Below are 20,579 nucleotides of genomic sequence, written 5' to 3' on the forward strand. Positions count from 1 at the left end.
TCGACGTTTTGCCGTCCCGCGGAGAACCCGATGAAACTGCGTCATGCCTTGTTGCCTTTGAGCCTGCTCGCGGCGCTGCCGTCCGTGGCTGCTGCCCGCGGCCTTGATGTCCGCGACCTGATCGCATTGGACCGTGTTTCCTCGCCCGTGCTCACCGCCGATGGCGGCAGCGTGGTGTTCGCCAAGCGCAGCGTGGACAACGAACAGAAGGCCAGCAATGCGCTGTTCGTGCGCAACCTGCGCACCCGCGATGCCGCGCCGCCGAAGCAGCTGACCCCGAATGGCTGGAACGTCAACTCGGCCTCGTTGTCGGCCGATGGCCGCACCGTGTACTTCCTCAGCGCCAGGAACGGCAGCCAGCAGCTGTACGCGCAGGGGCTGGACGGCACCACGCCGCGCCAGCTGACCGATTTCCCGGTGGACGTGGACAGCTACCACGTGTCCCCGCAGGACGACCGCGTGCTGTTCAGTGCCGGCGTCTTCCAGGACTGTGGTTCGGACCTGGCCTGCACCGAAAAGAAGCTGGCCGCGATCAAGGGCACCAAGGCCAGCGGCAAGGTGTTCGATTCGATGTTCGTGCGCCACTGGGACACCTGGAACGATGGCCGCCGCAACACCCTGTTCGTAGCGCCGCTGCCGACCGGCAAGGCCGCCGGGGTGAAGGGCGCCTCTGCGCTCAGCGCGACCCTGGCTGGCGATGCGCCGTCCAAGCCATTCGGTGGCAATGATGATTTCGCGTGGTCGCCGGATGGCAGCAGCGTGGTCGCCAGCATCCGCGTGGCCGGCCGCGAAGAACCGTGGTCGACCAACTTCGACCTGTACCGCTTCGACGCCGCAGGCAAGCAGGCGCCGGTCAACCTGACCGCCGCCAACCCGGCCTGGGATGCCGGCCCGGTGTTCAGCGCCGACGGCAAGACCCTGTTCTACCGCGCGATGAAGCGCCCGGGCTTCGAAGCCGACCGCTTCGGCCTGATGGCGATGGACCTGGCCAGCGGCAGCACCCGCGAAATCGCCGCGGACTGGGATCGTTCGGCCGGTGGCATCGTGCTGTCCGCCGATGGCAGCACGATCTACACCACCGCCGATGAGCTGGGCGAGCACCCGCTGTTCGCCGTGGACGTGGCCAGTGGCAAGGTCGACAAGCTGATCGGCGATGGCAGCGTGACCGCCGTGGACGTGGCCGGCAACAGCGTGGCGATCACCCGCAACAGCCTGAAGAGCAACGACCAGGTGCTGGTCGGCCTGCTGCCGGCCGCCGGCCAGCCGATCGGTGAGCTGCGCGCGCTGACCCCCGCAGCCGGTGACGTGCTGAAGGACGTGTCCTTCGGTGACTTCGAACAGTTCGAGTTCAAGGGCTGGAACAACGACACCGTGCATGGCTACGTGGTCAAGCCGCACGACTTCCAGGAAGGCAAGCAGTACCCGGTGGCGTTCTTGATCCACGGCGGACCGCAGGGCAGCTTCGGCCACCGTGCATGGCTACGTGGTCAAGCCGCACGACTTCCAGGAAGGCAAGCAGTACCCGGTGGCGTTCTTGATCCACGGCGGACCGCAGGGCAGCTTCGGCAATGGCTGGAGCTACCGCTGGAATCCGCAGACCGATACCCATCAGGGCTTCGCGGTGATCAGGCCGGCGGCGAACAGCACGCCGGCTTGTGCACGCGGTCGCGGCCTTCTTCATCATCGGCACGCACCTTGTGTGAAGCGCTCCACCAGGTAGGAAATCAGGCCACCGAGGAAGATCGGCACCATCAGTTCCAGCGGCAGGTAAGATATACCGGCCAGGGCTACGCGGTGGTGATGATCGACTTCCACGGCTCCACCGGCTACGGCCAGGCCTTCACCGATGCGATCAGCCAGCACTGGGGCGACCGTATACCGGCCAGGGCTACGCGGTGGTGATGATCGACTTCCACGGCTCCACCGGCTACGGCCAGGCCTTCACCGATGCGATCAGCCAGCACTGGGGCGACCGTCCGCTGGAAGACCTGCAGAAGGGCTGGGACGCGGCGTTGAAGCAGTATGCGTTCCTGGATGGCGACAAGGCCTGCGCGCTGGGCGCCAGCTACGGCGGCTTCATGGTCAACTGGATCGCCGGCAACTGGAACAGCCCGTTCAAGTGCCTGGTCAACCACGATGGTGTGTTCGACCAGCGCATGATGGGCTATGCCACCGAAGAACTGTGGTTCACCGAATGGGAGCAGGGCGGTACCCCGTTCGCCAAGCCGGCCAACTACGAGAAGTTCAATCCGGTCAACCATGTCGCGGACTGGAAGAAGCCGATCCTGATCATCCACGGCCAGCTGGATTACCGCATCCCGGTCGAGCAGGGCCTGGCGGCATTCACTGCTGCGCAGCGCCAGGGCATCGACTCGAAGTTCCTGTACTTCCCGGATGAGAACCACTGGGTGCTGAAGCCCGCCAACAGCGTGTTGTGGCATGACACGGTGAACGCCTGGTTGAAGCAGCACATCGGCCAGTAAGCCGCGTTGAAGCGCCGCCCCCGGGGCGGCGCTTTTTGTTTCCGTAACGCCGAGCCATGCCCGGCGGCATTTTTCCCCGCTGCACTCGCCGGGCATGGCTCGGCGCTACCCCTGGATTCGCATGCCGTCGACTCCCTTGATCCAGAACGACATCGTCGTCTTCGGCCTGATCGCCGCCACCCTCGGTGCGGTGTTCTGGACCGCCTCGCGCCCGCACGGCCCGTGGAAGCGCGTCTATGCCTTCGTGCCGGCGCTGCTGCTGTGCTACCTGCTGCCCGGCATCTACAACACCGTGGGCCTGATCGACGGCCAGAACACCCGGCTGTACAACCCGATCGCGCGGGACGTGCTGCTGCCGGCGGCGCTGGTCCTGTTGACCTTGGCGGTGGACATCAAGGCGATCCTGCGGCTGGGGCCGAAGCTGGTGCTGATGTACCTGGGCGCATCGGCCAGCATCATGATCGGTGCGGTGGTGGCGTTCCTGCTGATGCGCGCGCTGCACCCGGAAACCGTGGCCGGCGATACCTGGGCCGGCATGGCGGCGCTGGCCGGCAGCTGGATCGGCGGCGGGGCCAACATGCTGGCGATGCGCGAAGTGTTCGACGTCGACGCGACCACCTTCGGCCAGTTCGCGGTGGTGGACGTGGGCGTGGGCTATGTGTGGATGGCGGTGCTGATTTTCCTGGCCGGGCGCTCGGCGAAGATCGATGCGCGCAGTGGCGCCGATACGTCCGCGATCGATGAACTGAAGGAGCGGATCACCCGCTTCCAGGCCGAGCACGAACGCATTCCCACCCTGACCGACCTGATGCTGATCGTGGCGGTGGCCTTCGGCGGTGTCGGCCTGGCCCACGCCATCGGCGCCCCGCTGGCGGCCTGGTTCAAGCTGCATGTCAGCTGGGCCTCGCAGTTCAGCCTGGACGCGCCGTTCGTGTGGGTGGTGGTGCTGTCGACCACGCTGGGCCTGGGGCTGAGCTTCACCCGCGCGCGCACGCTGGAAGGCGTCGGCGCCTCGCGGGTGGGATCGCTGCTGTTGTACTTCCTGATTGCCTGCATCGGCATGCAGATGGACCTGGTGGCGTTGCTGGATCGTCCGTGGCTGTTCGCGCTGGGATTGATCTGGATCGCGGTGCACATCGTGCTGCTGTGGCTGCTGGCCAAGCTGCTGCACGTGCCGTTCTTCTATTTCGCCATCGGTTCGCAGAGCAACATCGGCGGGCCGGCGTCGGCACCGGTGGTGGCGGCGGCGTTCCATCCCGCGCTGGCGCCGGTGGGCGTGCTGCTGGGCACGATGGGGTATGCGTCCGGCACGTACCTGGCGTACGTAGTGGGGATCACGCTGCGGGCGCTGGCGGGGCAGTAGATTTTTATTGCTGATGCGTGGCGCGGGGTGGGCGAGGACAAGCGGGACACGCGTGAATCCGTCCATGGAGCTCTTCGCCGCTCCTGCGGCTCAAGGTCCCGCCTGCCCTCGCCACCCCGCGCCCAGACAGTCCGCGCCGGGGAGGGGAAAAGAAAAAGGCAGAAGCAGGTAGCGCCGAGCCGTGCTCGGCGGAATCCATCCGCGATCGTCAACAAACAGCCGCCGAGCATGGCTATGCCGGTCATCCTGACCGGCCCCCTACGGGCCGTCGCAAGCGACGTTGGCAGCGGCTCCTGCCGCTACCTTCGGCGCTACCGCTTCTGCTCTTCTTCTTCCCCACCGGTCGCGCTGAGCTGGCAGGCGCGGGCGGGGCAGGTTGCACGGGACACTCAGCCGCATGGATGCGGCGATGTAGCCTACATGGACGTACTTGCGGCGTGTCCCGTGCAGCCTGCCTCGCCCGCGCCCTCGCAGCCCACTGATCCCCTCAAAACAGCTCAGCCGACCAACAAACCCCGTTCGACCAACCACGCCCGTGCGTCTTCCGCGTCGTGCTCGAACCACGCCCGCGTGGAGCCCAGGCGGTAGGTGTACCCCCAGGCATCCATGTCCGCCATCAGCTGCGCGCTGCCCACCCCCGGCAGCTGCCCGGCCAGCACGATCTGCAGGTAGCAGGTCGCGTCTTCTTCGGGCACCGAATCGGTGGCATCGGTATGCACCAGCGCACGCCGCTCCGGCGGCAGCACGATCAGGTGGCAGGCTTCGTGCAGCATCGAATGCACCGGCGTGTCATCGCGGACGTAGACATCGCTGGCGATGATCCCGGCTTCGGGCTCGCCCCAGTAGCTGCCGGGAATCGGCGCGCCGGGCGCCACGTGATGCAGCTGCAGGCCATGCGCGGACAGCAGGCGCACGGCATCGTCGAAGGCGATGTCGCCGACGCGGGTGACCGACGGTTCGGGAGCGGGTTCGTTCATGGCATCAAGCAGATGCCCCGCCCGCGGCTGGCGCGGGCAGGGCAGGGAGTCAGGGCTTTTCAGGCCCTTCCGGCAAGGCCACGGAGATATCCAGCACGTCGTGCTGTCCGTCCTTGACCAGGTCGACCTTGACCGCATCGACATCGATGTTGACGTACTTGCGGATCACTTCCAGCAGCTCGCGCTGCATCAGCGGCAGGTAATCGGGACCGCCGCGGTGGCTGCGTTCCTGCGCGATGATGATCTGCAGGCGGTTCTTCGCTGTCTCGGCGGTGGTCTTCTTGGCTTTCAGGAAATCGAACAGGCCCATGCTTACCCTCCGAACAGCTTGCTGAAGAAGCCCTTCTTCTCCACGGCGGTGAAGCGCATCGGGCGATCTTCGCCCATGATGCGCGCGACGGCATCGTCATAGGCCTGGCCGGCCGGTGATTCGCCGTCCAGGATGACCGGCTCGCCCTTGTTGGAGGCATTGAGCACGTCACCGGATTCGGGGATCACGCCGATGGCCTTCAGGCCCAGCACTTCTTCCACGTCGGTGATGCTCAGCATCTCGCCGGCTTCCACGCGCACCGGGGTGTAGCGGGTCAGCAGCAGGAAGGCCGGCACGTCATGGCCGTTCTCGGCCTTGTGGGTCTTGGAGTCCAGCAGGCCGATGATGCGGTCGGAGTCGCGCACCGAAGACACTTCCGGGTTTACCACCACCACGGCGCGGTCGGCGAAGTACATGGCCAGGAACGCGCCCTTTTCAATGCCGGCCGGCGAATCGCAGATGACATATTCAAAGCCATCGGCGGCCAGGTCCTTGAGCACCTTGCCCACGCCTTCCTGGGTCAGCGCATCCTTGTCGCGGGTCTGCGAGGCCGCCAGCACGTACAGGTTGTCAAAGCGCTTGTCCTTGATCAGGGCCTGCTTGAGGGTGGCTTCGCCGTGCACGACGTTGACGAAGTCGTACACCACGCGGCGCTCGCAGCCCATGATGAGGTCGAGGTTGCGCAGGCCGACGTCGAAGTCGATCACCGCCACCTTCTTGCCACGACGTGCCAGGCCGCAGGCAAGGCTTGCGCTGGTGGTGGTCTTGCCGACGCCGCCCTTGCCGGAGGTGACTACGATGATTTCAGCCAAAGGACTTCTCCTGCTCTTGTTCTGGTTGGGGCTGCGACAAAGTCAATCCAGCGCAGCGATCTTGATCTGGTCCTGTTCCAGCCAGACCTGCACGGCCTTGCCGCGCAGGTTGTCCGGTACATCGTCCAATACCTTGTAGTGGCCGGCAATGGCCACCAGTTCGGCATGGAAATCGCGGCAGAAAATACGCGCCGCGGTATTGCCCTGGGCACCGGCCAGCGCGCGTCCGCGCAGGGTGCCGTAAATGTGGATGCTGCCATCGGCGATCACTTCGGCGCCAGCGCCGACCGTGCCCATCACCGTGAGGTCGCAGTTTTCAGCGTACAGCTGCTGGCCCGAACGCACGTTGGCCAACTGCATGCGGCCCGGCTTGGGGGCTTCACCCGGCGCCGATGCGGCGGCCAGTGCGGCGGCAGCCGGCGCGGCGCGGCGCGGTTCACGCGCAGGGGCCGCAGCGGGCGCTGCACGGGGCGGGGCCGGCTCGGCATCGGCACGTTCGTACTGCGCGCGGAACTTGGCCAGCAGCGGCAGGCCCAACTGCTGGGACAGCAGTTCGATCTCGGATGTGCCGTAGGCCAGCGCCACCGGCAGCACGCCGGCGCCACGCAGCCCGTCCAGCAGCGCCTTGGCGCTGGCCACGTCCGGGGTGCGGCTCAGCCCGCCGAAATCAAGAATCACCGCAGCGCGTCCGAACAGCTTGGGCGCGCGGTTGACCCGCTCGTTCATTTCCTGCACCAGGCGCTCCACATCCATCGTGCGGATGCGCAGGTTCGCGATGCCCACCTGGCCGATCTTCAGTTCACCGGCCTGTTCGTAATCCATGTTCACTGCCACCTCAAGTTCCCGCCGGCTGCAGGGCGGGGGCTGGCCGTTGCCGGCCACGTGCCCACGCCACGTCCGGCAGCTTGCCACCGTAGGTATCGCTCACCCAGGCGTAGCTGCACAGTTCCTTGGCCAGCATGCTGGCGCGGACATCCACGTGCGGCATGGTGTTCTGGCCCAGTTCGCGGAAGCCGAAGCTGCCGTGGAAGAGCAGCGCCGCATCGGCGCCATGGTCCTGGAAAACTTCGCAGGTCATCTGCGGGTAGCGCAGTTCGGCGTAGCTCTGGGCATCGGCGTAGAACGCACGGCCCACGCCACCGCCACGGCGGCGGCTGGCCACCACGATGCGGTCGATATAGAAGAAGCTGCTGGCGAGCTGCTGCTTGAACCAGGCGAAGTTGCTGCTGTCGTGCTGGCTTTCACTGCCGAACCCGATCAGGAACCCGGCCAGGTTGCCGTCGCGCTCGGCGACGCGGAAATACTCGGCGGTTTCATAGAACAGGTGCAGCCGGTGCGCGTCCAACGGCAGGATCGCCAGACCGGCGTTGTTGTTCAAGGCCAGGACGGAATCGAGCTCATGCTCGCGCACGTCGCGGATGACAATCGACATTGTGACTCCGTGGGGTGGTGCGTGTTGCCCGTTGCCGGGCCCTTCCCACTGATTATTGCATGGGGGGGACGCTGCCGGGGGAAACCGGGGCATGACTTCCGTGGGAGTGACGCAGGGCAGGTTCAGCCTAAGATGCAGGGATGTTGGGAGCCCTCAGTCATACCCGTGTCCTCCGCCTGGCCGGCCTGTTTACCTGGGTCATGGTCGGTCTTCCCCTGGTTTACTCGCAGATCGAGAACCTGCGTCGCCCGGCCGGTGACAACGGCGGTGCGGTGCTGCTGTTTGCCGCCTATCTGGTATTCGGCGGCGCCTACTTCCGGCTGACCCGCGACCTGCGCAGCGGCGGCCATGCCAGCTGGCTCGATCGCGGCACGCTGGTGCTGCTGACCATTTCCGCGCTGGGCGTGAGCTTCCTCAGCGGTTCCGGGCTGGGCAGCATCCTGATGATGGTGGCGGCCGGGGTGATTCCGTGGATGCTGCCGGCCCGCTATGGGGTGCTGTGGCTGCTGGTCAGCCAGTTGGCGGTCGCCCCGGTCTATTACGTGCTGCTGCGGTTCCCGCTGTTCGAGGCGGTCATGCAGTCGCTGCTGTACGGCGGCTTCTCCATGTTCATCTTCGTGACCAGCCTGGTCGCGCGGCAGCAGACCGACGCCCGCGAGGAGCAGCGCCAGCTCAATACCGAACTGCGCGCCACCCGCGTGCTGCTGGCTGAAAGTGCGCGGGTCAACGAGCGCACGCGCATTTCCCGCGAACTGCACGACCTGCTGGGCCACCACCTGACCGCGCTCAGTCTTAACCTGGAAGTGGCCGGCCACATCACCGAGGGCCGGGCACAGGAACACGTGCACCAGGCGCATACGCTGGCCAAGCTGCTGCTCACCGACGTGCGCGAGGCGGTCAGCCAGCTGCGCGACAGCGGGGCCATCGACCTGGCCGCGGCGCTGCGCCCGCTGACCCAGCGGGTGCCCTCGCTGGACATCCACCTGGACGTGCCCAGTCCGCTGAACGTGGAAGACCCCGAGCGGGCCCACGTACTGCTGCGCTGCACCCAGGAAATCATCACCAACGCGGTGCGCCACGCCGGCGCGCGCAACCTGTGGATCACCGTCCGGCGCGAGGCCGGCGGGGTCAGCCTGGAGGCGCGTGACGATGGGGACGGCGCTGATGGCATCATGGTGGGCAACGGCCTGCGCGGAATGCGCGAGCGCCTGCAACAATGTGGTGGAGAACTGCAGATTGAAACCCACCGGGGACAAGGCTTCCGCCTGCGTGCCTCGGTTCCCGGTGTACCAGCGCTGGCGCTGAGCACCGCACCTGAAGGAGTTCGTTGATGATTCGCGTCTGCCTGGTCGACGACCAAACCCTGGTGCGGCAGGGGATCCGCTCACTGCTGGCGCTGGACGATGGCATCGAAGTCATCGCCGAGGCGTCCGATGGGCGCCAGGCCGTGGAGATCATTCCGCAGGTCAAGCCGGACGTGGTGCTGATGGACATGCGGATGCCCGCCATGTCCGGGCTGGAGGCCCTGCAGATGCTGTCCAAGCTGGAGCAGCTGCCACCGACCATCATCCTGACCACCTTCGACGACGACCAGCTGGTGCTGGCCGGGCTGAAGGCCGGCGCCAAGGGCTACCTGCTCAAGGACGTGACCCTGGACCAGCTGGTGGGGGCCATCCGCACCGTGTCCGAAGGCGGATCGCTGGTGCAGCCGGCGGTGACCCAGCGCCTGCTGTCCGGACTGGAGCACATGCGCAACGAGTTCGTCAGCCTGGACCGCCCGGATCCGCTGACCGACCGCGAAACCGAGATCCTGCGGCTGATGGCCAGTGGATTCTCCAACAAGGAAATCGCCAATTCGCTGGGCGTGGCCGAGGGCACGATCAAGAACCACGTGTCCAATATCCTGTCCAAGCTGGGCGTGCGCGACCGGACCCGTGCCGTGCTCAAGGCATTCGAGCTGCAATTGGTCTGAAAACCGTTGAATGACGGGGGTTTGCCGATAATATGAACCGGTAAGCCCGGTCGCCCCCCTACTGGTGGGTGGCCCATGTGCGCTACCCTTCGGCCCCTTGTCTGTACAAATCGGTTGTCGACACGGAAACCGGTGGTCCAAACCAGATCAACAAAGCCAACGAAGCTGCTAGGATTGGCGCTTCGCTTCAATTAACCCGGCCGTGGGATCGGCCCCGGAGACTTCTGAATGACCCGTATTATCGAGTTCCTGATCGCCTTGGGGATCGTGGCTGGCCTGTTCGTCATCATTGGCGTGGTCCTCCCGGGCGAGCGCCACATTTCGGAAAGCATCGAGACCAACCGCAAGATGACGATCGTGTACGACACGGTCAACAGCCTGCGTCGCTTCAAGGATTGGAACCCACTCCTGCTGCGTGATCCCGCTACCGACCTGAAGTTCTCCGGCCCGGCCGCTGGCGTCGGCGCCACCCTGGACTACACGTCCAAGGACCTGGGCAACGGCACCTGGAAGATCACCGAGAGCGAGCAGAACAAGCGCGTCGCCATCGCCATCGAAGACGCCACCAAGGGTCACGACAAGACGACCGCCTTCCTGCTGGAGCCGACCGGCAAGGATGGTCGCAACGTCAAGATCACCCAGGAATACAGCGTCAAGTACGGCTTCGACCTGTTCGGTCGCTACGCCGGCCTGTACGTCAGCCGCCACATCGGTGACGACCTGAAGCTGGGTCTGTCGCGCATGGCGAACATGCTGGCCACCGTGCCGAACGTGGACTACCGCACCGCCGAAGCACCGCTGAACGACCTGGCCATCGTCGATGTCCCGGCCGAAGACCTGCTGGTGGTCACCGCGGGCAACGTGGATCGTGGCGAAGCCACCATCACCAAGTCCATCGCTGACAACCAGGAATGGATCAAGCGCGTGATGGAGGCCAACAACCTCGAAGCCGTCGGTCCGTTCCGCATCATCACCACCGATTTCGGTGCCGAGAAGTACGCCTTCGACGTCGCCCAGCCGGTGAAGAAGAAGGGTACCGAAGGCGTGCCGGCTGAAGAGCTGGCGGTCAAGATCGATGGCGGCGCCCCGGTGAAGTACGTCCGTGTTGCTCCGCACCGTTCGGCCCATGCGACCTACACCGGTCACGTAGCTGGCCTGGACATTGCCCGCAATGCACTGCGCGCCTGGTCGGTGACCGGCGGCAACGAAGTGATCGACCGTCCGTACGAAACCTGGAATGGTGGCGTGCAGAAGTCCTTCACTCCGGAAGGCACGTATGACATCTACTGGGCCGTCAAGTAAGCCTGGACGCCTGATGTAACGTAGAAAACAAAGACGCGCCGCATATTGCGGCGCGTTTTTTTTGGGCGCGACTGCAAAGGGAGTGGAGCTATGTTTGCGATCGATCGACGTGCGCGCAGGCCTTCATTGCTGGCCTGCCTCGGTGCGCTGCTGGCGGCGGCCTCCATCGGCCTGTCTGCGTATGCCTCGCACGGGGTCAGCGAACCGCTGGCCCAGCAGCACCTCAACATGGCCGCGCTGTATGCCTTCGCACACGGCGCGGTGCTGGCGGCGTTGGGGCCTCGTGCCACGGCCACGTTCGGCCGGCTGGCGCTGTATGTGATCCTGCTCGGCACGCTGTTGTTCGCCGGCAGCCTGGCCGGCAACGCTTTATGGCAGTGGCCCACGCGGCTGGCGCCGATCGGTGGCAGCACGCTGATGCTGGGCTGGGTGCTGGTGGCCATCGATGCGCTGAGGCGCTGAGCGGCCCGCTTTCCGGTAGTGACGACCGCTGGTCGTCAAAGGGAGTGACGACCGCTGGTCGTCGGCGCTCTGCCGCTGCGCTCGCCGAGCATGGCTCGGCGCTACCGACCCCGCCTGCGGCGAGCCACGGTGCCAGCCCCTTCAGTGCCCGCTCCAGCGCCAATGCCAGGGCTCATGCACGATCCCATGCGGATTGCCGCGCGGATAACTCATCCCGAACCCATGCTCCGCCGCGTGGTCCTGCAGCCACGCGAACGCCGCCGTCTCTTCAAACGATGCCTCGGCCGGCGGATCCCCCGGCGTGCCGATATCCAGTGCCATCCCGCTGTGGTGTTCGCTGAACCCCGGCGCGACATTGACCTTCAGGATCTCCGCCACGCGCTGCCCGCGGGCCAGCTTGCGCTCGAAAATCCCCAGCTGGTAATCGTGGCTGCGGTAACCGGAAATCGCGTCCAGCGCGATGCCTTCGCGTGCCGCCTGAAGGAGCATCCGCCGCCAGGCCTGTGCAGCCCCGCGTCGCAGCCACAGCGGCCGGCCGAAGCGGTCGCGCCCGGCGGAATGCAGCAGCACCGGCTCGGATTCCAGTGCCAGCCCGGTGTGGGCGGCGTACGCATCCGCATCCAGCCCCAGCTGCTGCAGGCGTTCGTGCAGGCCGTGGGGTGAAAGCAGCCGCTGTTCCAGCGGCCCGCTGCCGCGCTGCGGATTCAGCCAGGACAGCGCGTCCAGGGCCTCGGCGGCACCGGGTTCCTGCGGCAGGTGCGGGATCAGCGAGTGCACGCCGTGGTCGAAGATGGCGGCCAGGTAACGGCCATCCCGCTTGCGCCGCAGCACCCAGCGGGCACGGGCCAGCAGGCGCGCATCGGCGTTGCCATGGGCGCGCAGCAGCGCGGCGGGCCAGGCTTCGATGGCATCGGTATTGAGCAGCAGGGGCGGGGATCTGGACATGCGCCCAGCTTAGCGCGGACGGCGCGCAGGCGCGGCGGCGCGGCGCAGGGCATCCAGCAGTGACTGGGGTTCGGCCATGCTCAGCAACAGCGTGGGGCCGTCGCGCACCGGAATCACCAGTACGCGGTGCACATCGGTCACCAGCGCAAAGCCCTTGCCGCCATCCTGCAGGCGGTAGTGGCCGGAGTGGAAGCCCGGCATGCTGTAGGCGTTGGTCTTGTGCCGCAGGCCGTGTCGCCGATCCTGTTTCAGGTCGACCACGGCCGCGTTCGGCAGGTCCATCTGCTCCACCGGGGTGTGCTTCCGGTAGAACGTTGAATGGACGCTCAGCACGTTGCCATCCAGCTGCACCCGGCGCCGGAAGAACAGCCCGCACAGCAGCACGGTCAGCAGCGCGGCGATGGCCAGGCTCCACGCCGCGCTGCCGTGCAGGGTGAAGTAGGGCGGGGCCAGGGTGATCGCGAACGGCATCGCGCCGGCTTCGGCGGGCTGGCGCAGGTGATACAGGCTCAGCCCGACGAACAGCAGCAGCGGCGAGATGATCCACAGCAGGCGCAGTGGCGAGCCATCACTCACCGCGAAGCGGCGCGGATCACTGCCGCCGCTCATCGCTGCGCCTCGATCCAGCGTGCGGCATCGTCGATCAGCTGCGGATCGACATGGCCGGGCTGGGTGTACTCCTTCAACGAGCCTGGGCCGCTGCCGGCGATGCCGAGATGGTTCAACGACGGGTAGCGTTTCCACTGCACATCGCTGCGCCCTTGCAGCGCCGCCTGCCAGAGCGTCCAGTCGGTGTCGGGCACCTGGAAATCGCGGCCGCCGTGCAGCATCAGCAGCGGCTTGCGCAGGGCCTTGGCGTCGGCGCGCGCGTCCACCGCTTCGATGCTCTTCCAGAACGCCTGCGGCACGCCCAGCGGCAGCGCGCTGGCGGCTGCCGGCGTGGCGCTGCGCGCCGCGGCGATCTGCGTATCGAGTGTGTCCAGGAAGGCTTGTTCCGCCTCGCTGATGCTGCCATCCAGGTTCAACAGGTAACGGTTCTGCTCGGGCAGCAGGTCCAGCAGGGTGCGCGCGGGTGCGGCCCACAGGATCGCCCCGCGTGCCTGCGGCCAGCGCGTGGCGATGCGGGGAGCGAGCATGCCGCCCTGGCTGTGGCCGAGCACGAACACACGCTGGCCATCGATGCGCGGGTCCGCAGCCAGTGCAGTCAGCGCAGCGATCGCATCATCGGTGGTTTCGTCGTCGACATCGAACGGCTGCTGGAAATCCTGCGGCCGCGCCTTGCTGCGCTTGTCATAACGCAGCACGGCAATGCCATGCGCGGCCAGGCCCCGCGCGACGTCCAGGAAGGGCCGGTTCGCGCCGATGGTTTCATCGCGATCCTGCGGGCCGGATCCGTGCACCAGCACCACGGCCGGGAACGGTCCCTTGCCGCTGGGCAGGGCCAGCGTGCCCGGCAGCGCACCGCGCGCCTGCGGTACGCTGAAATCCAGCTCGCGGTAGATCGCATCGGCCGGTGGCGGAGCGGCCTTTTCGGCCGCTGCCGGGCGCAGCAGCAGGCCGGCGATCCGGTCCTGCGGATCCACCGCGACCTGTGCGTTGACCGCCGCACCGGCGAAGCGCAACGGCACTTCCACCAGATGCATGCCCTGCTGCTCGCTCACCGTCGGCTGCCCCCGCTGCTGCAGTTCGCCCAGCGAATTCCACAGCACCTGCAGGCGATCAGCCGGGGCGGCAGCGGCCATCGCCGGGGTCAGCATGGCGGCGGTGTCCTGCACGCGGCCGGCCTGCAGGTGGTCCAGCAACTGCGTGGCCACCTGCGCCGGTTCGGCGGCGCTGGCGATCCCGGCCAGCAGCGAAAGCGTGGTGGCGACCATCATGCGCGGCGCGCGTCTGCCAAGGTTCCTGCTCATTCCTTGCTCTCCTGCGAAGGGGTGGGTTTCGGCAGCCGTCCGGCCTTGCGCAATGCATCGCGCAGCATGTATTCGATCTGGGCGTTGAGGCTGCGCAGCTCGTCGTCGGCCCAGCGCTGCGTCGCCGCCAGGACATCGGCGTTGATGCGCAGTGGATAGGCTTTCTTCTCGCTCATGGATACTCCTGGCTCAACGATGGATGCCGGCCAATGGCCCGCAGGGCACCGTCAACACGGCTCAGTACAACGAACCGGCATTGACCACCGGCTGCGTGCCGCGATCGGAACACAGCACGGTCAGCAGGTTGCTCACCATGTGCGCCTTGCGCTCTTCGTCCAGCTGCACCACGCCGTTCTTCTGCAGTTCGGCCAGCGCCATTTCCACCATGCCGACCGCACCGGCCACGATGCGCGTGCGCGCGGCGATCACCGCGTTGGCCTGCTGGCGCTGCAGCATGGCCTGGGCGATTTCCGCGGCATAGGCCAGGTGGCTGATGCGCGCATCGATGATCTGCACGCCGGCATCGGCCAGGCGCTCGGCCAGTTCGTTCTTCAGGTGCAGCGAAATCTCGCTGGCGTGGCTGCGCAGGGCCAGCTGGCCTTCCTCGTGCTGGTCATACGGGTAGCTGGTGGCCATCGCCCGCAGCGCCGACTCGGACTGGATATGCACGAAGCTTTCGTAGTCGTCGACGTTGTAGACCGCCTCGGACGCATCCACCACCTGCCAGACGATCACCGCGGCGATCTCGATCGGGCTGCCGTCCAGCTCGTTGACCTTCAGCTTGCCGCTTTCGAAATTGCGCACGCGCTGGCTGACGCGGCGCTTGGCGAAGAACGGGTTGTTCCAGCGCAGGCCGTTGTCCTTGACCGTGCCGACGTACTTGCCGAACAGGCTCAGTACCGCCGCCTGGTTGGGCTGCACGGTGTACAGGCCGGCCAAGGACAGCAGGGCCAGGAGCATCACCAGAACGCTGCCCAACAGCAGCATCGGGGCAGGGCGCATTCCGTTCGCGCCCGCGGCGCCGAGCAGGAACACCAGGCCGGCAAGGCCGGCGATGAGCACAACGGCGGCCAGCACGGCCAAGCCGTTGAGGGAGCGGATCGGCTTCTCTTTCATGACGGGACTTCCTTGAGGGTCTGGATAGAAAGATATCAAATTGATATCAGTCTGCAAGTGCCGTCCGTCGGCAGGCAGGGGGCGACCGGCTAGAATGCCCACCCGCCTACACCTGCACGCTGGAACGCCGCCATGTCCGCATTCGGAACCCCGTTGTCCCCCTCCGCCACCCGCGTCCTGCTGCTGGGATCGGGCGAACTTGGCAAGGAAGTGGCCATCGAGCTGCAGCGCCTGGGCGTGGAAGTGATCGCTGCCGACCGTTACGCCGATGCCCCGGCGATGCAGGTCGCGCACCGCGCGCATGTGATCGACATGCTGGATGCGATGGCGCTGCGCGAGCTGATCGCGCTGGAAAAGCCGCACCTGGTGGTGCCGGAAATCGAGGCGATCCACACCGAGACGCTGGTCCAGCTGGAGCAGGAACAGGGCCTGCGCGTGGTGCCGACCGCGCGCGCGGCGCGACTGACCATGGACCGCGAAGGCATCCGCCGGCTGGCGGCGGAAACGCTGGGCCTGCCGACCTCGCCGTATCGGTTCGTGGACACCGAAGCGGAGTACACCGCCGCCGTGCAGGCGATCGGCCTGCCGTGCGTGGTCAAGCCGGTGATGTCCTCTTCGGGCAAGGGCCAGAGCACGCTGCGCAGCGAAGCAGACATCGCCCCGGCCTGGGCCTATGCGCAGACCGGCGGCCGCGCCGGTGCCGGCCGCTGCATCGTCGAGGGCTTCATCGATTTCGATTACGAAATCACCCTGCTGACCGTGCGGCATGCCGGCGGTACCTCGTTCTGCGCGCCGATCGGCCACCTGCAGAAGGACGGCGACTACCGCGAAAGCTGGCAGCCACAGGCCATGTCCACCGCCGCGCTGGCGCGCGCCGAGGAGATCTCCCGGGCGATCACCGATGACCTCGGCGGCTGGGGACTGTTCGGCGTGGAGCTGTTCGTGAAGGGCGACGAGGTGTGGTTCAGCGAAGTATCGCCGCGCCCGCATGACACCGGCCTGGTCACCCTGGTTTCGCAGGAGCTGAGCGAGTTCGCCCTGCACGCGCGCGCGATCCTCGGCCTGCCGATCCCGGTGATCCGCCAGGGCGGACCGAGCGCATCCTGCGCGCTGCTCGCCCATGGCGAAGGCGTGCCGTACTTCACCGATGTCGCCGCCGCGCTGCAGGTGCCGGACACCGCGGTGCGCCTGTTCGGCAAGCCGAGCGTGCACGGCCACCGCCGCGTCGGGGTGACCCTGGCGCGCGCCGACAGCACCGACGCGGCCCGCGCGATCGCCCGCGAGGCCGCCGCCGCCATCGGCGTCACCCTGAAGCCCTGACTTACTTCACGTCGGCCCAGACGAGGTGGTGGTCGCTGCCGTCGGCGATCTTCGCTTCGTCGGTGCCTTCGGCTGGCCAGAACACGCCGCCACCGACATAGGCGAAGCCCACCGAGGGCAGCACGTAGTCCAGCCGCATCGTGCCGGACTTCGGGCCGAAATCGCCGGTGGCGTGCTGTGGGGCGCCGCGACGCGCGATGCCCTTGGCGGCGTAGGCCAGGCTGGTCTGCTCGCCGCCGATGCTGGACGGCGTGGCATGGCGCAGCACGCGCGGATGCTCGATCAGTTCCAGGATGCCTTCGTGGCGGCCATCGCCGTCCACCGGGTCATTGTTGAGGTCGCCCAGGATCACGAAGCGCGCGTCCTGCGCCAGCCCGCCACAGCGCTGCTGGTCGTCGCACAGCCACGGCTTGTCACCGGCGGACAGGTATTCCTGCCACAGCTTCAGCTCGTCATGGTTGCGCGCGGCGTTGCGCTTCTCCGGGCCATCGAACACCGGCGGGGTAGGGTGGGAGACCAGCGCGTGCACGACGCCGGACGGCGTGCGCACCGGCACGTCCCAGTGCGATTTGGACGACAGCCGCAACTGCGACCACACCGCATCGGAATAGAAGCTCTTGCCGGTGCGCGGGTCGACCGGGCGGATCGCGCCGGGCAGGGTGTTCCACTTCAGCAGCTGGAAGCTGCGCACCTTGGCTTCGTCGATCGGATAGCGCGACAGCACCAGCATGCCGTACTGGCCCGGGTGCAGGCCGTAGCCCCACGCGTCGTTGCCACGGGCACGGCCTTCGCCGCCCACTTCGCCGTTGTTGTCCAGGTCCAGCCCGCTCTGCACGCCGGTGTTGACCGGGGCCAGATAGCGGTAAGCAAAGTTCAGCGGCTCACCGCCACCGGGCTGGGCCACGGCCAGGTAACGCTGCTGGAACAGATCGGCGGCGCGGTGCGCATCGTCGTAGTCGAATTCGTTGAGCAGCACCAGGTCCGGGCGCACCTGCTGCAGCACCGCGGCGATCTTGCGCGCGTGCGCACTGTCGCCTTCCAGTTCGGCGATCAGCCCGCCGGTCTGGTCGGAGTACAGCGAGGTGTTGTAGGTGGCCAGGCGCAACGGAGTGGAGGCATCAGGCATCGCGGCGGCACGCTCGGGGGTCTGGGCGCAGGCGCTGCACAGCAGGGCCACGGCGACGGTCAGGGCGGGGAGGCTGAAGGCAGGAATTTTCATGGGCGGTATTGTGCACCGGCGCCTGTGTCAGCGGCTTGTCAGCGTCCGGCCAGTTCGCCATCGAATTCGTTCCAGCGCCGGCCGTCGTAGGCTTCCAATGGGCGGAACCGGCGCTTGTAATCCATCTTCATGTGGTCGCGGATCCAGTACCCCAGGTACAGGTGGGGCAGCGATTCGCGTTGTGCCCAGGCCACCTGCTGCAGGATGGCGAAGGTGCCCAGCCCGCGCTGCGCGTGGTCCGGGTCGAAGAAGGTGTAGACCGCCGACAGGCCCTGATCGGTGACGTCGGTGACGGCCACGCCGATCAGTTCCCCCGGCCCGCCCTGCGGCGGTGGCAGGCGGATTTCCAGGAAGCGCGTACGCGACCAGCTGCCGATCAGGAACTGTTCGAATTCGTGTGGGCCGTGGGTATCCATGCCGCCGTTGGCATGCCGATGGGCCAGGTAACGGTGGTACAGCGCGAACAGTTCCTCGCGCGGGGCGGCAGCGGTGATGCGCACTTCCAGGTCGGCATTGCGCGCTACGCAGCGGCGCTGGCTGCGGTCCGGGGCGAAGCGCTGTACGGGAATGCGCACCGCCACGCAGGCATGGCACTGGGCGCAGTGCGGGCGATAGACCAGGTCGCCGCTGCGGCGGAAGCCCCAGCTGAGCGCCATCGGGTAGAGGCCGCCCAGGCGCCGGTCATGCGGGTCCAGCACCAGGTCGCGCGCGGTCCGCTCCGGCCAGTAGCCGCAGGGGTGCTCGCCGGTCTGGAACAGCCTCAGTTCGTCGTCTCGGTCGCCGTGTATCGCCATGCCCACAGCATACCGTCCGGCTGTCGCAGTGGCCGCGACTGTCTGCCAAATGAACGCGTCCAGGGCCGACGTCAACCGCGGCTGCGTCCAGGCGTTGTTGTCCTTCGAGGGTGATTGAAAAACACCCCGTCCCCTTCTACTGGAGTGACCCCATGACCCTGCGTACCCCCCTGCTGCTGGCCCTGCTGCTGAGCACCTCCGCCACCGGTATCGCCCTGGCCGCCGATGCGCCGCCGGCGCCGCAGCGCCCGGTCAAGCTGGACACCAACAACGACGGTTTCATCGATCGCAGCGAAGCTGCTGCTGCGCCGCGCCTGGCCGAACGTTTCGACCAGCTGGACACCAACAAGGACGGCAAGCTGTCGCGCGAAGAGCGGCCGCGCGGCAAGCACGGGCATCGCGGCCCGGGGCGTGGCCATGCCGAGCAGCTGGCCCGTCTGGATACCAACAAGGACGGCCGCATCAGCCGCCAGGAGGCGGCCGCTGATCCGCGCCTGGCCGGGCGCTTCGACCAGATGGACATCAACAAGGATGGCTTCCTGGACAAGGCGGATCGCGAGCTGCGGATGAAGCAGCATCGTGATGCCTGGTTCACCGCGGCTGACACCAACAAGGACGGCCAGCTGAGCAAGGCCGAGTTCGATGCGGCCAAGGGCCCGATGCGTGGCCCGCGCCACGAGGGCCATGGGCCGAAGGGTCCGGCGCGTCCAGCGGCACGCTGAGGCGTGGCTGACGGCCAGCGGCGTTTGGAAAATTGACGGCCAGCGGCCCATGGAAAATTGACGGCCAGCGGCCGTCACTACCAGGGTGAAGTGCGGTGACGGCCTGTGGTCGTCACCGCTTTGGCTTACAGCGCGCCGTTTCTCCACAGCAATGCGCCGACTACGATCAATGCGCCGATGCCTGCGCCGATCATGCCGTGCTTGCCGTACAGCGCTTCGTAGGTCCAGTTCTTCTGGCCCTGCAGTCCCCGCCGTTCGGCATCGCGGTCGATCAACGGCTGCATGATCCGCCGCAGCGGCACCAGGCATTGCCAGCAGACCAGCGACAGGCCCGCGACCAGCGCGGGCAGGTCCACCCATATCGGCAGGGCCAGCAGTGACAACACCAGTACCGTCACGCAGACCACCATCGCGGTGAAGGTGTTGAGGTGCACGAAGCGCCGGATCTGCGCGCGTTCCTGCGGTGATTCGGCGAACGACATCAGGTAGCGGCCGCCCAAGTAACTGAAGGCGGTGCCGCCGACCGCTGCGCCGATCATCGCGCCTACGCTGAGGTGATCGCTGAAAACTGGAAACTGCCCGGCCGCCGCGGTCAACGAACCGAGCGCGGTACCGGCCGATGCACTGGCACCGCCCAGGCCGAGCTTGCTGCCGCCCACGCCTACGCCGGTACCCAGCGCGACGATGGCTGCGCTGGCGGTGCCCGGCGCGGCCACCATCAGCATCGACACCACCGTGGTGGCGAACGCGGCGCCGGGCGCGCTGCTGCGCGCGAACTCACCGAAGCGCTGCAGCAGGCCCTCGCGCACCATGCCGCGGGCACGCGACAGGCGCTTGCGCACGGCGGCGTCGCTGAGCCCGAGCAGGCTGGCGACGTGTTGCGAACGCTGGCCTTCGCGGTAATACAGCAACAGTACTTCGCGGCTCTCTTCCGGCAACGAGGAAATGATGTCCTCGGCGGCGACTTCTTCTTCAATGCGCAGCAGGCGGTCGGCCGCGCCGGGGGCGGGATCGGCGGCCATGCTGATCGCCAGCTCCGCTGCTTCGCCCGACAGCGGTCGGCCGCGCTGGCTGCGCAGCCAGTCACGGGCCAGGTTGCGGGTGATCTGGCGCAGCCATGGCATGAAGCTGGACGGGTTGCGCAGCTGGCGAAGCTGCTGCCAGCCGCGCACGAACGCTTCCTGGGCGATGTCTTCGCTGGCGTGGCGGTCGCGGGTGATGGCCAGCGCGATGGCGGTCACCGTGTTCTGGCAGGCCAGCACGATGCGCCCGTAGGCATGCTGGCAGCCATCGGCCGCGGCAGGCAGCTCGCGGTGCAGGGTGTCATCGATGCTTGCGGCTACTGCGGTCATGGGCGGCGCTCCTGCGGGGATTGTGTCCCAAGACGGAGCACCGCGCAGGATGTGACCGCGGTCGCCACGGCGGAATGCGGGCGACGGT

General features: G+C 67.1%; 21 protein-coding genes and 2 pseudogenes. 10 read left to right on the forward strand and 13 right to left on the reverse strand.

Going from position 1 to position 20,579, the window contains the following annotated elements; genetic code table 11:
• Positions 1 to 30 precede the first annotated feature (30 nt).
• The 4 genes and pseudogenes from QE373_RS04795 to QE373_RS04810 form a co-directional block, all read left to right on the forward strand.
• A pseudogene (locus QE373_RS04795) lies at positions 31 to 1,627 on the forward strand (S9 family peptidase); the annotation flags it as partial.
• A gap of 173 nt (positions 1,628 to 1,800) precedes the next feature.
• The gene (locus QE373_RS04800) at positions 1,801 to 1,902 is read left to right on the forward strand and encodes a hypothetical protein (protein WP_309689557.1); all 102 of its coding nucleotides are present in this window, start codon (positions 1,801 to 1,803) and stop codon (positions 1,900 to 1,902) included.
• A pseudogene (locus QE373_RS04805) lies at positions 1,881 to 2,483 on the forward strand (prolyl oligopeptidase family serine peptidase); the annotation flags it as partial. The gene QE373_RS04800 and the pseudogene QE373_RS04805, both read left to right, overlap by 22 nt.
• Positions 2,484 to 2,604: 121 nt before the next feature.
• Positions 2,605 to 3,846: a DUF819 family protein gene (locus QE373_RS04810; protein ID WP_309684123.1), complete on the forward strand. Its 1,242-nt coding sequence runs from the start codon at positions 2,605 to 2,607 to the stop codon at positions 3,844 to 3,846.
• 497 nt (positions 3,847 to 4,343) lie between these two features.
• On the opposite strand, the gene QE373_RS04815 is transcribed toward QE373_RS04810, so the two are convergent.
• Genes QE373_RS04815 through QE373_RS04835 form a run of 5 tightly spaced genes read right to left on the reverse strand, consistent with a single transcriptional unit; the run spans position 4,344 to position 7,377 of the window.
• Positions 4,344 to 4,823: a hypothetical protein gene (locus QE373_RS04815; RefSeq protein ID WP_309684125.1), complete on the reverse strand. Its 480-nt coding sequence runs from the start codon at positions 4,821 to 4,823 to the stop codon at positions 4,344 to 4,346.
• Positions 4,824 to 4,872: 49 nt separating this feature from the next.
• Complete coding sequence (gene minE, locus QE373_RS04820) at positions 4,873 to 5,133, reverse strand: cell division topological specificity factor MinE (RefSeq protein WP_042615170.1); 261 nt, start codon at positions 5,131 to 5,133, stop codon at positions 4,873 to 4,875.
• A 2-nt stretch (positions 5,134 to 5,135) separates the two neighbouring features.
• The gene (gene minD, locus QE373_RS04825) at positions 5,136 to 5,945 is read right to left on the reverse strand and encodes a septum site-determining protein MinD (RefSeq protein ID WP_042615169.1); all 810 of its coding nucleotides are present in this window, start codon (positions 5,943 to 5,945) and stop codon (positions 5,136 to 5,138) included.
• Positions 5,946 to 5,987: 42 nt separating this feature from the next.
• A complete protein-coding gene (minC, locus tag QE373_RS04830) occupies positions 5,988 to 6,767 on the reverse strand; it encodes a septum site-determining protein MinC (RefSeq protein WP_309684129.1) in 780 nt (259 codons plus the stop codon).
• Positions 6,768 to 6,780: 13 nt separating this feature from the next.
• A complete protein-coding gene (locus QE373_RS04835; RefSeq protein ID WP_057508850.1) occupies positions 6,781 to 7,377 on the reverse strand; it encodes a GNAT family N-acetyltransferase in 597 nt (198 codons plus the stop codon).
• Positions 7,378 to 7,517: 140 nt separating this feature from the next.
• On the opposite strand from QE373_RS04835, the gene QE373_RS04840 reads away from it, so the two are divergent.
• The 4 genes from QE373_RS04840 to QE373_RS04855 all read left to right on the forward strand — a co-directional run bounded on the left by QE373_RS04840 (position 7,518) and on the right by QE373_RS04855 (position 11,113).
• The gene (locus tag QE373_RS04840; RefSeq protein ID WP_309684132.1) at positions 7,518 to 8,708 is read left to right on the forward strand and encodes a sensor histidine kinase; all 1,191 of its coding nucleotides are present in this window, start codon (positions 7,518 to 7,520) and stop codon (positions 8,706 to 8,708) included.
• A complete protein-coding gene (locus tag QE373_RS04845) occupies positions 8,708 to 9,349 on the forward strand; it encodes a response regulator transcription factor (protein ID WP_057508852.1) in 642 nt (213 codons plus the stop codon). Before QE373_RS04840 ends, QE373_RS04845 begins: the two co-directional genes overlap by 1 nt.
• A 228-nt stretch (positions 9,350 to 9,577) precedes the next feature.
• Positions 9,578 to 10,651 carry a polyketide cyclase gene (locus tag QE373_RS04850; RefSeq protein WP_057508853.1) on the forward strand — a complete coding sequence of 358 codons (1,074 nt, stop codon included), beginning with the start codon at positions 9,578 to 9,580 and terminating at the stop codon, positions 10,649 to 10,651.
• Positions 10,652 to 10,741: 90 nt separating this feature from the next.
• On the forward strand, positions 10,742 to 11,113 hold the full coding sequence (locus QE373_RS04855; protein WP_309684136.1) for a DUF423 domain-containing protein: 372 nt from the start codon (positions 10,742 to 10,744) through the stop codon (positions 11,111 to 11,113).
• A gap of 141 nt (positions 11,114 to 11,254) precedes the next feature.
• Here QE373_RS04855 and QE373_RS04860 read toward each other — a convergent pair whose 3' ends face one another.
• The 5 genes from QE373_RS04860 to QE373_RS04880 all read right to left on the reverse strand — a co-directional run bounded on the left by QE373_RS04860 (position 11,255) and on the right by QE373_RS04880 (position 15,084).
• Positions 11,255 to 12,058 carry a M15 family metallopeptidase gene (locus tag QE373_RS04860; RefSeq protein ID WP_309684138.1) on the reverse strand — a complete coding sequence of 268 codons (804 nt, stop codon included), beginning with the start codon at positions 12,056 to 12,058 and terminating at the stop codon, positions 11,255 to 11,257.
• Between the two features lie 9 nt (positions 12,059 to 12,067).
• Positions 12,068 to 12,667: a hypothetical protein gene (locus QE373_RS04865; protein WP_309684140.1), complete on the reverse strand. Its 600-nt coding sequence runs from the start codon at positions 12,665 to 12,667 to the stop codon at positions 12,068 to 12,070.
• Positions 12,664 to 13,968, reverse strand: a complete 1,305-nt coding sequence (locus tag QE373_RS04870; protein WP_309684142.1) for an alpha/beta fold hydrolase — start codon at positions 13,966 to 13,968, stop codon at positions 12,664 to 12,666. Before QE373_RS04870 ends, QE373_RS04865 begins: the two co-directional genes overlap by 4 nt.
• Complete coding sequence (locus QE373_RS04875) at positions 13,965 to 14,144, reverse strand: hypothetical protein (RefSeq protein WP_057508857.1); 180 nt, start codon at positions 14,142 to 14,144, stop codon at positions 13,965 to 13,967. Before QE373_RS04875 ends, QE373_RS04870 begins: the two co-directional genes overlap by 4 nt.
• Before the next feature lie 61 nt (positions 14,145 to 14,205).
• The gene (locus QE373_RS04880; RefSeq protein ID WP_057508858.1) at positions 14,206 to 15,084 is read right to left on the reverse strand and encodes an SPFH domain-containing protein; all 879 of its coding nucleotides are present in this window, start codon (positions 15,082 to 15,084) and stop codon (positions 14,206 to 14,208) included.
• Between the two features lie 132 nt (positions 15,085 to 15,216).
• Between QE373_RS04880 and purT the strand changes: the two genes are divergently transcribed.
• Positions 15,217 to 16,404, forward strand: a complete 1,188-nt coding sequence (gene purT, locus QE373_RS04885; protein ID WP_309684144.1) for a formate-dependent phosphoribosylglycinamide formyltransferase — start codon at positions 15,217 to 15,219, stop codon at positions 16,402 to 16,404.
• 1 nt (position 16,405) lies between these two features.
• Here purT and QE373_RS04890 read toward each other — a convergent pair whose 3' ends face one another.
• Together QE373_RS04890 and QE373_RS04895 are read right to left on the reverse strand one after the other, a co-directional pair.
• A complete protein-coding gene (locus QE373_RS04890; protein WP_309684146.1) occupies positions 16,406 to 17,623 on the reverse strand; it encodes an endonuclease/exonuclease/phosphatase family protein in 1,218 nt (405 codons plus the stop codon).
• A gap of 38 nt (positions 17,624 to 17,661) precedes the next feature.
• A complete protein-coding gene (locus QE373_RS04895) occupies positions 17,662 to 18,417 on the reverse strand; it encodes an arginyltransferase (protein ID WP_057508861.1) in 756 nt (251 codons plus the stop codon).
• Positions 18,418 to 18,569: 152 nt separating this feature from the next.
• Between QE373_RS04895 and QE373_RS04900 the strand changes: the two genes are divergently transcribed.
• The gene (locus QE373_RS04900) at positions 18,570 to 19,139 is read left to right on the forward strand and encodes an EF-hand domain-containing protein (RefSeq protein WP_309684149.1); all 570 of its coding nucleotides are present in this window, start codon (positions 18,570 to 18,572) and stop codon (positions 19,137 to 19,139) included.
• 125 nt (positions 19,140 to 19,264) lie between these two features.
• Here the strand turns inward: QE373_RS04900 and QE373_RS04905 are convergent, their stop codons facing one another.
• Positions 19,265 to 20,491, reverse strand: coding sequence for a sigma-70 family RNA polymerase sigma factor (locus QE373_RS04905; RefSeq protein ID WP_309684151.1), 1,227 nt, complete (start codon positions 20,489 to 20,491; stop codon positions 19,265 to 19,267).
• Between the last annotated feature and the right edge of the window lie 88 nt (positions 20,492 to 20,579).

Source organism: Stenotrophomonas sp. SORGH_AS_0321, assembly GCF_031453215.1.
In the GTDB taxonomy this organism is placed as follows: domain Bacteria; phylum Pseudomonadota; class Gammaproteobacteria; order Xanthomonadales; family Xanthomonadaceae; genus Stenotrophomonas; species Stenotrophomonas chelatiphaga.

Coding starts and splice junctions, on each gene's coding strand:
- QE373_RS04870 (WP_309684142.1), bottom strand. CDS start 13,968: ATGAGCAGGAACCTTGGCAGACGCGCGCCGCGCATGATGGTCGCCACC.
- QE373_RS04865 (WP_309684140.1), bottom strand. CDS start 12,667: ATGAGCGGCGGCAGTGATCCGCGCCGCTTCGCGGTGAGTGATGGCTCG.
- QE373_RS04860 (WP_309684138.1), bottom strand. CDS start 12,058: ATGTCCAGATCCCCGCCCCTGCTGCTCAATACCGATGCCATCGAAGCC.
- QE373_RS04900 (WP_309684149.1), top strand. CDS start 18,570: ATGACCCTGCGTACCCCCCTGCTGCTGGCCCTGCTGCTGAGCACCTCC.
- minC (WP_309684129.1), bottom strand. CDS start 6,767: ATGGATTACGAACAGGCCGGTGAACTGAAGATCGGCCAGGTGGGCATC.
- QE373_RS04875 (WP_057508857.1), bottom strand. CDS start 14,144: ATGAGCGAGAAGAAAGCCTATCCACTGCGCATCAACGCCGATGTCCTG.
- QE373_RS04855 (WP_309684136.1), top strand. CDS start 10,742: ATGTTTGCGATCGATCGACGTGCGCGCAGGCCTTCATTGCTGGCCTGC.
- purT (WP_309684144.1), top strand. CDS start 15,217: ATGTCCGCATTCGGAACCCCGTTGTCCCCCTCCGCCACCCGCGTCCTG.
- QE373_RS04890 (WP_309684146.1), bottom strand. CDS start 17,623: ATGAAAATTCCTGCCTTCAGCCTCCCCGCCCTGACCGTCGCCGTGGCC.
- QE373_RS04850 (WP_057508853.1), top strand. CDS start 9,578: ATGACCCGTATTATCGAGTTCCTGATCGCCTTGGGGATCGTGGCTGGC.
- QE373_RS04810 (WP_309684123.1), top strand. CDS start 2,605: ATGCCGTCGACTCCCTTGATCCAGAACGACATCGTCGTCTTCGGCCTG.
- QE373_RS04845 (WP_057508852.1), top strand. CDS start 8,708: ATGATTCGCGTCTGCCTGGTCGACGACCAAACCCTGGTGCGGCAGGGG.
- QE373_RS04895 (WP_057508861.1), bottom strand. CDS start 18,417: ATGGCGATACACGGCGACCGAGACGACGAACTGAGGCTGTTCCAGACC.
- QE373_RS04905 (WP_309684151.1), bottom strand. CDS start 20,491: ATGACCGCAGTAGCCGCAAGCATCGATGACACCCTGCACCGCGAGCTG.
- QE373_RS04880 (WP_057508858.1), bottom strand. CDS start 15,084: ATGAAAGAGAAGCCGATCCGCTCCCTCAACGGCTTGGCCGTGCTGGCC.
- QE373_RS04835 (WP_057508850.1), bottom strand. CDS start 7,377: ATGTCGATTGTCATCCGCGACGTGCGCGAGCATGAGCTCGATTCCGTC.
- QE373_RS04815 (WP_309684125.1), bottom strand. CDS start 4,823: ATGAACGAACCCGCTCCCGAACCGTCGGTCACCCGCGTCGGCGACATC.
- minE (WP_042615170.1), bottom strand. CDS start 5,133: ATGGGCCTGTTCGATTTCCTGAAAGCCAAGAAGACCACCGCCGAGACA.
- QE373_RS04800 (WP_309689557.1), top strand. CDS start 1,801: ATGATCGACTTCCACGGCTCCACCGGCTACGGCCAGGCCTTCACCGAT.
- QE373_RS04840 (WP_309684132.1), top strand. CDS start 7,518: ATGTTGGGAGCCCTCAGTCATACCCGTGTCCTCCGCCTGGCCGGCCTG.